General features: G+C 44.4%; 9 protein-coding genes. 6 read left to right on the forward strand and 3 right to left on the reverse strand.

From position 1 onward, the window contains the following. The first annotated feature begins 7 nt into the window (after positions 1-7). The 4 genes from PCY11_RS07640 (at position 8) to PCY11_RS07655 (ending at position 6,440) form a co-directional block, all read left to right on the forward strand. Complete coding sequence (locus PCY11_RS07640) at positions 8-2,230, forward strand: heavy metal translocating P-type ATPase (protein ID WP_070846211.1); 2,223 nt, start codon at positions 8-10, stop codon at positions 2,228-2,230. Positions 2,231-2,580: 350 nt separating this feature from the next. Further along, positions 2,581-4,356, forward strand: a complete 1,776-nt coding sequence (gene spxB, locus PCY11_RS07645) for a pyruvate oxidase (protein ID WP_049471881.1) — start codon at positions 2,581-2,583, stop codon at positions 4,354-4,356. Between the two features lie 108 nt (positions 4,357-4,464). Then, positions 4,465-4,812 carry a VOC family protein gene (locus PCY11_RS07650; protein ID WP_023919094.1) on the forward strand — a complete coding sequence of 116 codons (348 nt, stop codon included), beginning with the start codon at positions 4,465-4,467 and terminating at the stop codon, positions 4,810-4,812. A gap of 188 nt (positions 4,813-5,000) precedes the next feature. After that, entirely contained in the window at positions 5,001-6,440 is a 1,440-nt protein-coding gene (locus PCY11_RS07655) for a 6-phospho-beta-glucosidase (RefSeq protein ID WP_125826598.1), read from the forward strand. A 114-nt stretch (positions 6,441-6,554) separates the two neighbouring features. Here the strand turns inward: PCY11_RS07655 and PCY11_RS07660 are convergent, their stop codons facing one another. After that, positions 6,555-7,088, reverse strand: coding sequence for a hypothetical protein (locus PCY11_RS07660; protein WP_272157654.1), 534 nt, complete (start codon positions 7,086-7,088; stop codon positions 6,555-6,557). Positions 7,089-7,291: 203 nt separating this feature from the next. Between PCY11_RS07660 and PCY11_RS07665 the strand changes: the two genes are divergently transcribed. Together PCY11_RS07665 and PCY11_RS07670 are read left to right on the forward strand one after the other, a co-directional pair. Beyond that, complete coding sequence (locus tag PCY11_RS07665; RefSeq protein ID WP_301362658.1) at positions 7,292-7,981, forward strand: response regulator transcription factor; 690 nt, start codon at positions 7,292-7,294, stop codon at positions 7,979-7,981. After that, on the forward strand, positions 7,981-8,868 hold the full coding sequence (locus PCY11_RS07670; protein WP_301362659.1) for a sensor histidine kinase KdpD: 888 nt from the start codon (positions 7,981-7,983) through the stop codon (positions 8,866-8,868). The genes PCY11_RS07665 and PCY11_RS07670 overlap by 1 nt, the downstream gene beginning before the upstream one ends. 20 nt (positions 8,869-8,888) lie before the next feature. On the opposite strand, the gene PCY11_RS07675 is transcribed toward PCY11_RS07670, so the two are convergent. Together PCY11_RS07675 and PCY11_RS07680 are read right to left on the reverse strand one after the other, a co-directional pair. Then, the gene (locus PCY11_RS07675; RefSeq protein WP_301362660.1) at positions 8,889-9,641 is read right to left on the reverse strand and encodes an ABC transporter permease; all 753 of its coding nucleotides are present in this window, start codon (positions 9,639-9,641) and stop codon (positions 8,889-8,891) included. Between the two features lie 54 nt (positions 9,642-9,695). Continuing rightward, positions 9,696-10,604 (reverse strand): ABC transporter ATP-binding protein, encoded by a 909-nt coding sequence (locus PCY11_RS07680; RefSeq protein ID WP_301362661.1) that lies wholly within the window; start codon positions 10,602-10,604, stop codon positions 9,696-9,698. Positions 10,605-10,828: the final 224 nt, after the last annotated feature.

Here is a 10,828-nt window from a genome sequence, read left to right on the forward strand (position 1 = left end):
AGTAGGTATGGCAGAAAAACAAAAAGCAGTTGTGGAAAACGGAGTGCAAAAGATCCGTATTACAGCAGAAAAGGGCTATAGTCCCAAAGAATTTCAACTTCAAAAAGGGATCCCTGCTGAAATCACCTTCCATCGGGTCAATCCTTCCGGCTGTTACAAGGAAATTTTGTTTGAAGATCAGGGGATTTTAGAGCCTTTGGAAGTCGGTGTGGATAAGGTGATATCCTTTACCCCGACAGAAACAGGGGACTTCGAGTTTTCATGTGGAATGAAGATGCAAAAGGGTTCCTACACGGTTGTGGAAAAACGCCGTCGTGTCTTAGGTTTACTGGGTCGCTTTTGGATTACTAGTATCTTTACTCTTCCTTTATTGATCTTGATGATCGGGATGATGGCAGGATTTGTATCCCATTCAGTCAGTCACTGGGGGACTTTTCTAGCGACAACACCGATCATGTTGGTAGCAGGAGTTCCTTTTATCAAGAGTGCCTGGGCCTCATTTAAGAAGCACCATTCCAATATGGATACCTTGGTAGCTCTTGGAACCCTGGTAGCCTATGTCTATAGTGTATTTGCCCTTTTTACTGGTCAGCCAGTATACTTTGAGGCTGCGGGTTTTATCATCTTCTTTATCCTCTTAGGACAAGTCTTTGAGGAACGGATGCGTAACAATGCCTCCGAGGCTGTGGAAAAGTTGTTGGATTTGCAGGCAAAAACGGCTCAAGTTCTCCGTGATGGGAACTATGTCGAGGTGGCGGCAGAAGATATCCAAATTGATGACTTGATTCGGGTCCGTCCTGGGGAAAAGATTGCGGTTGATGGGACGATTGTAGAAGGAAGTACGACCATTGATGAGTCGATGGTGACAGGTGAAAGCTTGCCTGTGGAAAAATCAGTTGGTGATGCAGTTATCGGCTCCACTATCAACAGCAATGGGACCATTCTCTTTAAGGCTGAAAAAGTCGGTAGTGAGACCCTCTTATCTCAAATTGTGGACTTTGTCAAAATGGCCCAATCCAGTCGTGCTCCCATTCAAGATTTGACGGATAAGATTTCAGGTATCTTTGTTCCAGTGGTGACGATTTTGGCCATTGCGACTTTCTGGGTTTGGTCCGTGCTTCTGGGCGCGTCGCTTCAAGAGGCCATGCTCTATGCAGTCTCTGTCCTCATTATTGCCTGTCCTTGTGCCCTTGGTTTAGCAACCCCAACAGCCCTCATGGTCGGAACCGGCCGTAGTGCCAAGATGGGGGTTCTGATTAAAAATGGAACAGTTCTTCAAGAAGTGCAAAAGATTCAAACCGTTGTGTTTGATAAGACAGGGACTATTACCATTGGCCAACCACTTGTAACCGATGTTGTAGGAGATGAAGCGCGTGTCTTGACACTGGCTGCTAGTCTTGAAACTTTTTCAGAACATCCACTAGCCCAAGCGGTGTTATCCCAAGCAGAAGAAAAAGGTTTGGTGTTATCCCCTGTGGAAAACTTCCAAGCGATTGAAGGAAAAGGGGTCCAAGGTCAGATCGACCAGCAGTTGGTGACCTTGGGAAATGGCAAACTTCATGACGGGACAGCGATGGATCCGGAGCTTGAAAAACGGATGGTAGAGTTGCAAGAGCAGGCCAAAACAGTGATCAGTTTGTCTGTGGATGGGCAAGTGATTGGCTTGATTGCCATTCAAGATGCTCCGAAGGCCAGCTCAAAAGAAGCGATCAAAAAGCTCAAAGAACGGGGCTTGAAAACGGTCATGTTAACGGGGGATAATGAACGGGTGGCCCAAGCTATTGCTAAGCAAGTGGGAATTGACACCGTCATTGCTGATGTCCTTCCTCAAGAAAAAGCTAGCGCCATCCAAAAACTGCAAGAAACTAGCAAGGTCGCCTTTGTTGGAGATGGGATCAATGATGCTCCAGCTCTCTCGATCGCGGATGTGGGGATCGCTATGGGATCTGGAACGGATATTGCGATCGAGTCCGGTGGCATCGTGCTCACGCAAAATGATTTGCTTGGCGTTGTGCGCGCCTTTGACATGAGTCAAAAGACCTTCCGCAGGATCTTACTCAATCTCTTCTGGGCCTCTATCTACAATATCCTTGGGATTCCAATTGCTGCTGGAGTCTTTGTAGGACTGGGATTGACCCTCAATCCAGAACTAGCAGGTCTTGCTATGGCCCTTAGTTCTTTGTCTGTTTTGACTAGCTCGCTGCTTCTCAATGTTGCGAAAATTGATTAATGGGAACAAAAAGTGATACAGAATTTTGTATCACTTTTTGTTCGATTTCCTACAGCTACAAGTCTTAGAGGTGCATGTAAATTATAATAAAATATCCTATTCTACTATAGTTTGTGAAATTTTCTCAAAAAAGAGCATCTGTTATGTAATAGGGATTGAGCATCTCTGAGCAGATTCTTATACATGTGCATCTCTTTGTGATAAATTAATACTGTAATCGTTTTGTAAATCGTTTTCATGAGAAATGTCAGAAAAAACTCATTTTCAAAACGAAACCTGATCGCAAAGATGAAGTAGAAGCGCTATGCTACATTTTTAAAGGATCAAAATAGATTTAAAGGAGAGTTAGAATGACTCAAGGGAAAATTACTGCATCTGCAGCAATGCTTAACGTATTGAAAACATGGGGCGTAGATACCATCTACGGGATCCCATCAGGAACACTTAGCTCACTCATGGACGCTTTGGCTGAAGACAAAGATATCCGTTTCTTGCAAGTTCGCCACGAAGAAACAGGTGCTCTTGCAGCGGTTATGCAAGCTAAATTTGGTGGCTCTATCGGGGTTGCAGTTGGTTCAGGTGGACCTGGTGCAACTCACTTGATCAACGGTGTTTACGATGCAGCGATGGATAACACTCCATTCCTTGCTATCCTTGGATCACGTCCAGTTAACGAATTGAACATGGATGCCTTCCAAGAATTGAACCAAAACCCAATGTACAACGGTATCGCTGTTTACAACAAACGTGTAGCTTATGCAGAACAATTGCCAAAAGTGATCGACGAAGCTTGCCGTGCTGCCGTTTCTAAAAAGGGTCCAGCTGTCGTTGAAATTCCAGTAAACTTCGGTTTCCAAGAAATCGACGAAAACTCATACTATGGATCAGGTTCATACGAGCGTTCATTCATCGCTCCTGCTTTGAACGAAGTTGAAATCGACAAAGCTGTTGAAATTTTGAACAACGCTGAACGCCCAGTGATCTATGCTGGTTACGGTGGTGTGAAAGCTGGTGAAGTGATTACTGAATTGTCACGTAAAATCAAAGCACCAATCATCACAACTGGTAAAAACTTTGAAGCCTTTGAATGGAACTATGAAGGTTTGACAGGTTCTGCTTACCGTGTTGGTTGGAAGCCAGCTAACGAAGTGGTCTTTGAAGCAGACACAGTTCTTTTCCTTGGTTCAAACTTCCCATTTGCTGAAGTATACGAAGCATTCAAAAACACTGAAAAATTCATCCAAGTGGATATCGACCCTTACAAGCTTGGTAAACGTCACGCCCTTGACGCTTCTATCCTTGGTGATGCAGGTCAAGCAGCTAAAGCTATCCTTGATAAAGTAAACCCAGTTGAGTCTACTCCATGGTGGCGTGCAAACGTTAAGAACAACCAAAACTGGCGTGATTACATGAACAAACTCGAAGGTAAAACTGAGGGTGAATTGCAATTGTACCAAGTCTACAATGCCATCAACAAATATGCTGATCAAGACGCTATCTATTCAATCGACGTAGGTGACACTACTCAAACATCTACTCGTCACCTTCACATGACACCTAAGAACATGTGGCGTACATCTCCACTCTTTGCGACAATGGGTATTGCCCTTCCTGGTGGTATCGCTGCTAAGAAAGACAATCCAGATCGCCAAGTATGGAACATCATGGGTGACGGTGCATTCAACATGTGCTACCCAGACGTGATCACTAACGTTCAATACGACCTTCCAGTTATCAACGTTGTCTTCTCAAATGGTAAATATGCCTTCATCAAGGACAAATACGAAGACACAAACAAACACTTGTTTGGTTGTGACTTCCCTAATGCTGACTATGCGAAAATCGCTGAAGCTCAAGGAGCTATTGGATTTACAGTTGACCGTATCGAAGACATCGACGCAGTCGTTGCTGAGGCTGTTAAATTGAACAAAGAAGGTAAGACAGTTGTCATCGATGCTCGCATCACGCAACACCGTCCACTTCCAGTGGAAGTTCTTGAGTTGGATCCAAAACAACACTCAGAAGAAGCCATCAAAGCCTTCAAGGAAAAATACGAAGCAGAAGAACTCGTACCATTCCGCCTCTTCTTGGAAGAAGAAGGGTTGCAATCACGCGCAATCAAATAATCCTGCTCGTCGAAAATCAAATGTAAATATTGTAGATTATATTCTTTGATTTTGTAGAGAGAAACTTAAAAGATCGGAGCAATCCGGTCTTTTTATGGAGGATAGTAAATGAATTTAAATCAGTTAGATATCATCGTTTCAAATGTTCCTCAAGTCTGTGCTAGCTTGGAACGTATCTTGGACAAAAAGGCGGACTATGTTGACCAAAATTTTGCTCAGTTCACGATTGGCAGTCACTGTCTCATGTTATCCCAAAACCATTTGATTCCTTTGGAAAACTTTCAGTCAGGAATCATTCTTCATATCGAGGTTGAGGATGTAGAGCAGAGCTACAAACGGTTGAAAGATCTTGGTATCCAGGTTTTAAACGGTCCAGTTGTAACCGATTGGGGAACAGAAAGCCTGCTAGTTAAAGGCCCAGCTGGTCTAGTGCTTGATTTTTATCGTATGAAGTAGGTAATTCTATTATCAAAAAATTTAAACGTTCTTGGAGTGGAATATAAACAGATCGGAGCAATCCGATCTTTTTTTATTTCCAAGTGCAGGAGTTATCTTAGAATAGGTTTAGTTTTTCATAGGATCTTGTAGGATTTTTGGGAAAGAGAAGGGTATAATAGAACTATCAAATCAAGTGAGGTAGAGAGATGACCGACAAACTTCAATTTCCAGATGGTTTCCTTTGGGGTGGGGCGACGGCTGCTAACCAGTGTGAGGGAGCTTATAATGAAGACGGCCGTGGCTTGGCTAATGTGGATGTGGTGCCGATTGGGCCTGATCGTCACGCCATTATTACGGGCCAGAAAAAGATGTTCGACTTTGAAGAAGGCTATTTTTATCCAGCTAAAGATGGCATTGATATGTACCATCGCTACAAGGAAGACATTGCGCTCTTTGGGGAAATGGGCTTTAAAACCTATCGTTTGTCCATTGCCTGGTCTCGGATCTTCCCTAAAGGAGATGAACTAGAGCCGAATGAAGCAGGTCTACAGTTCTATGAAGACCTCTTTAAGGAGTGCCATAAGTATGGCATTGAACCCTTGGTGACCATTACCCACTTTGACTGTCCCATGCATTTGATTACCGAGTATGGAGGTTGGCGTAGTCGTAAGATGTTGGAATGTTATGAACGTCTCTGCCGGACCCTCTTCACTCGCTACAAGGGCTTGGTCAAATACTGGCTAACCTTTAATGAGATCAATATGATCCTCCATGCGCCTTTTATGGGAGCAGGTCTCTGCTTTGAAGAAGGGGAGAATGAGGAGCAGGTCAAATACCAGGCGGCTCACCATGAATTGGTCGCTTCAGCCATTGCTACCAAGCTAGCCCATGAGATTGATCCTAACAATAAGGTCGGCTGTATGCTAGCAGCAGGGCAAAACTATCCGCATACCTGTGCTCCACGAGATGTCTGGGCTGGTCTAGAAGAAGATCGCAAGAACTATTTCTTCATCGATGTGCAGGCGCGTGGGGAATACCCTAACTATGCCAAGAAAGAGTGGGAACGTCAGGGAATCACGGTTGAGATGACGGAGCAGGACCTGCAATTGTTGAAAGACCATACAGTGGACTTTATTTCCTTCTCCTACTATGCCAGTCGGGTCGCTTCAGGGAATCCAGCTGAAAGGGAGAAAACAGCGGGCAATATCTTTGCCTCTCTGAAGAACCCCTACCTAGAAAGCTCGGAATGGGGTTGGCAGATTGACCCTCTTGGGCTCCGCATTACGCTGAACACCATCTGGGATCGCTATCAAAAACCTCTCTTTATCGTGGAAAATGGACTAGGCGCCGTTGATACCCCAAATGAAGCCGGGGAGATTGAGGATGACTACCGGATTGATTACCTCGCAGCCCATGTCAAGGCCATGCGGGATGCCATCCACGAAGATGGTGTTGTCCTCTGGGGCTATACAACTTGGGGCTGTATTGACCTCGTCTCTGCCGGGACAGGAGAAATGAAGAAGCGCTACGGCTTTATCTATGTCGATCGGGACAACGAAGGTAAGGGAAGCTTGGATCGCTCCCGTAAGAAATCCTTCTATTGGTACAAAGAAGTCATTGCGACCAATGGGGCTTCTGTAGAATAAAAGTTTTCGGTACTTGCTGGCCGACTCTCTCCTATAAACGAAAAAGCTTAGAATCCCAACCACAAGCTGGGGTCCTAAGCTTTTTGTATGTAGTTAAGCCAAGTCATTATGGATTTACTGGTCGTAATCTAAGACATTGTTCTCGATGACAAACTTAGATTCAGCGGAAATGTTGGCTGCTCCTAGTTGCAACTGTGAACTTCCGTCTGGCTTCATGATGTGCCACTGACCGTCCTTGTGGGCAAAGATGGCCTCAAATGTGACGTTATTGCTCTTGTCTCGAATGGGTAGAACAAATGCTTGATCTGTATTCTCTAAAAGGATTTCTTCCTTTTTTTCAAAGTTATAGATATAAAATTGCCCAGCTCTTTGCCCCAAACCATGAAGTTCATCGACTTTTTGCCAATTCTCAAACTTATTCCGAACAAGGGATTCATTATAAATCTTGTTGAAGGTTTCGTTGCGTTTCTTCGTTTCTTCCTCGTCTAGTGTTTTCTGAAACTCTGAAACCTTTTTAGTCGTTTGAATGGTTTGTCTGTTTTGCTCCCTGATTTGCTGGCGGTGGATGACTCGCATCATTCTTGCAGCAACGCCCAGGATGACAAGGATGGATACAAGACTGATTTTAGTTTTAGCATTATTTTTCATAGATGAGTCTCCCTATTGTGTCATTGGTCCTATTATACCTTTTGAAAGAAAGGATCGTCAAGTTCATCTTGTGATGATCTAACATGCAGATCTACCTGGGGACAATAGAATTTTATCAGATTTTCATTGACGAAGGTCCCTTTATTTGATAGGCTAGGGGAATAGAACTGATTTCGCAAGAAAAGAAAAAAGGAGCGAGGCAAGTGGCACGGATTTTATTAATCGAGGATAATAATGATATCCAAGAAATTTTATACAGTCTCTTAAGTGAAGACCATGAGGTCCTTCAGGCTTTTTCAGGTACAGAAGGGCTGCGGCTCTTCCAGCAAGAAGCTGTTGATTTGGTCCTTCTGGATATCATGCTTCCAGGGAAAAATGGGGACCAGGTCCTTGAGGAGATCCGTTTGCACAGTCAGACACCGGTTATCATGATGACGGCTCTTGGAGACAAACACCTCATTAGCCAGTATCTCCTTGCAGGTGCCAATGATTATATTGTCAAGCCCTTTAATCTGGACGAAGTGGCGGCTCGGGTGACGGTGCAGTTGAGAAATCAACCGACGGTAGCACAGGAAGCTCAATCGTCGCAAAAGCTATCCTTTAAGAATTTGGTCTTAAATCCAGAAACTTTTGAATTGGAGTCCGGAGAACAGACGCTTCGCTTGGGCAAAAAAGAATTTCAAATTTTTGAGACCTTGCTGGCGCATCCAAGGAAGATTTTCACCAAGGAAGAATTGTATGAGGCGGTCTGGGAAGAAGTCTATCTGCCTGGTGACAATACCCTCAATGCCCAACTGAGCAATCTCCGAAAGAAAATTGCCCAGCTTGATCCAGATGAGGACTATATTGAAACGGTCTGGGGCTTGGGTGTTCGCTTGAAAGGAGACAAGTAATGTGGGTTTTAGTTCTAATTCTTGTCGTCCTTGTCCTTCTCTTGGGCTTGGGTTATGCTCGCTTGCTTTCTGCCTTAAGGGATTTGCAGGAGCAGATTCAAAAGAAGCTTCAAAGCGGGAGTGGGGTACGGCTGACCTCTCAGGTCTCAAAAAAAGAATTGGTCGCCTTGACCAAGCAGGTCAGTGATCTCTTTGACCAGATCGAGCGGACCAATCGGATTGCCTTTCAAGAGAAAAAGACCTTGGATATGGCCATCAGTAATATTGCTCACGATATCCGGACGCCTTTGACCATTGCATCAGGCTATACCCAACAAATCATTAAGGGTGGGACGCAGGAAGAGGAGAAGCTGAAGAAAATTGCTTCCAATCTTCAAGTCGTCTCAAAACGTTTGGAATCTCTCTTGGAATACAGACGCTTGATGGAGGGAGCTATTCAGCCTCGGATTTCAAACGTTAATCTCAGTCAAGTCTTAACCCAGCAGTTGTTCCAGTATTATGATAGCTTGTCTGAGGCGGGGATTACCTTAGAGGTAGAGCTAGAAGAGCATCTTCATTATGCTACGGATCCTGAGCTTTGGGAGCGCCTCTTGCAAAATATGCTCAGCAATGTCCTCAAGCATGGAAAGGAGCAGGCCCGTTTGACCTTGATGTCGGATGCAGACACGATTCGGGTCGAGCTGCGCAATATTGTGCAACAACCGATCCAGCACTTAGACCAATTGGCTAGTCGATTCTACTCTGAAAATCTCTCGGATACAGAAGAGTCATCTGGCTTGGGTCTCTATATCATTCAAAATTTTGTAGAGATCTTAGGCGGGGACTTGCAACTGGCAACGGAGGCAGACTGGTTTATCTTGACCATTACACTAAGAAAAAAGGCTTGAGCACCGCTCAAGCCTTTTTGTTATAAATCCTTGTGTTTAAAAGTAGCGAGTCCCAGGAAGCCGAAAACAAGGATGAATCCAAGGGCGATAGAGAGAGTGTTGGTTGTTGCTGTGGTGCTCTGTACCAAGGAATATTGGAATTCCAAGTTTAGATAGTGGAGAATGTCAATATCTTTAAAGAAAAGCGCAGGAAGGCTTAAGAGGATATTTCCAATGAAGTAGCCAACGAAGGCCAAGGTGATGGATTGGCTAGCGTAAAGAAGGAAGGAAATGATGCTGACCCAAGCCAAGGTGGAAAGGAACTGAATCAGCACGGTCAGTCCAAAATGAGCAAGGAAGTGCTCTGGCATGGTTCCAAGTCCATTGTAGAGGGTCGCGATCAAGAAGACGAGACCATAAGAAACAAGAAATTGAAAGAGAGCAATGGTCAGGACAACGGCGCTTTTGGCAAAGTAGTAGCTGGTACGCGAAACACCATAGGCCAGACTATTCTTGTATAAGTTTTGCGTTAAGTCTGTTCCCAGGACCAAGGTGATGACAATAATGGTAAAGAGGATAGTCACACTGATGCTGGAAGAGTAGTTGGTCAAGGCTTTAAAGCCTGTCCAAACTTCGGTCGCTTGGGGCAATTTGGATTCCGTATTGACGCCGACGTAGCCAGTAGCTCCAAAGATGACTCCAGACAGGATGTTGAGAACGAGAATGGCTTCTGTAATCCAAAAACCTTTGGAGCGAAAAAGTCTGTAAAAATCTGCTTGAATGGTATGCAACATGATAAATCTCCTAAATGAAATATGTGGGATAAGTAAAACAAGACAGTGGTTTGACTAGTCTACCAAGTCCGTAAAGAATTTTTCCAGATCTTGGCGGGCATAGTAGATTTCGTCCACGTCAATATCCGCTTTAACCAAGGCTTTGACAATGACTTTAATATCGTGAGTCTGTCCGAAGATATGGATTTCTCCATCCTTATCGATGACCTTGATGCGGTGATGGAGTTGATCCTGAATCAGTTGACTCGCAAGGGCTAGCTGGCTAGTCTTGAGGATGATGTAGTCTTCTCCTTGTTCTTCGAATTCAGCCTTGCTAATTTCTTTGATCAGGCGTCCTTGGTCGACAATACCAAAGCGATTGGCAACCAGATAGAGTTCGGAGAGGATGTGACTGGAAATGAGGATGGTCATGCCGAGTTCATCATTGAGGCGTTTGATCATCTGACGGAATTCCTTGATTCCGACTGGATCAAGGCCATTGATGGGTTCGTCCAGAATAAGGAAATCTGGCTTAGCAATGAGCGCAATCGCAATTCCCAACCGTTGTTTCATTCCTAGTGAGAAGTCACGGAATTTCTTCTTACCCGTATTATTCAGGCCAACATAGTTCAGGGTTTCTTTGATGACCTGGTCGGGATTGGGGATATGGCGAGCCTTGCAATAGTAGACCAGGTTTTGATAAGCGGTCATATGCTTATGGGCCACGGGACTCTCAATGACGGATCCAACCCGTTTAAGCGCTTGGGTCCACTGGGAGCGATTTGTAGAAGCAAAGAGAGAGACGCTTCCATCAGTTTCTTGAATCAGCTGGGTGATGACCTTGATGAGGGTGGTTTTCCCTGCACCATTTTTTCCGATCAGGCCGTAGACGTCGCCTTTGCGAATGGTGAGATTCACATCATTTAAGGCGTATTGATGACCAAATTTTTTACTCAAATGGGAAATTTCTAATACTTTTTCCATGGTTTTCTCCTTCGTCCAAATGACTAGTTGTTTTCTTTACACTCTTAGTATATAGCTTGCTTTTCAAATAACTATCAAGCAATTCTCAAATATTTCTAAAAAAAGAGAGTGGGACAGAAATCGGTAATTCGTTAGAATTCGATTTCGTCGTCCCACCTCCGCACAGTTGAGTAGGGCTGTAAAAGCTGATGAAATCAGCGTAGTAGAGCCCACTCAACCACTGC

It is taken from the genome of Streptococcus sp. SP8 (assembly GCF_030440045.1).
Lineage (GTDB): Bacteria > Bacillota > Bacilli > Lactobacillales > Streptococcaceae > Streptococcus > Streptococcus parasanguinis_I.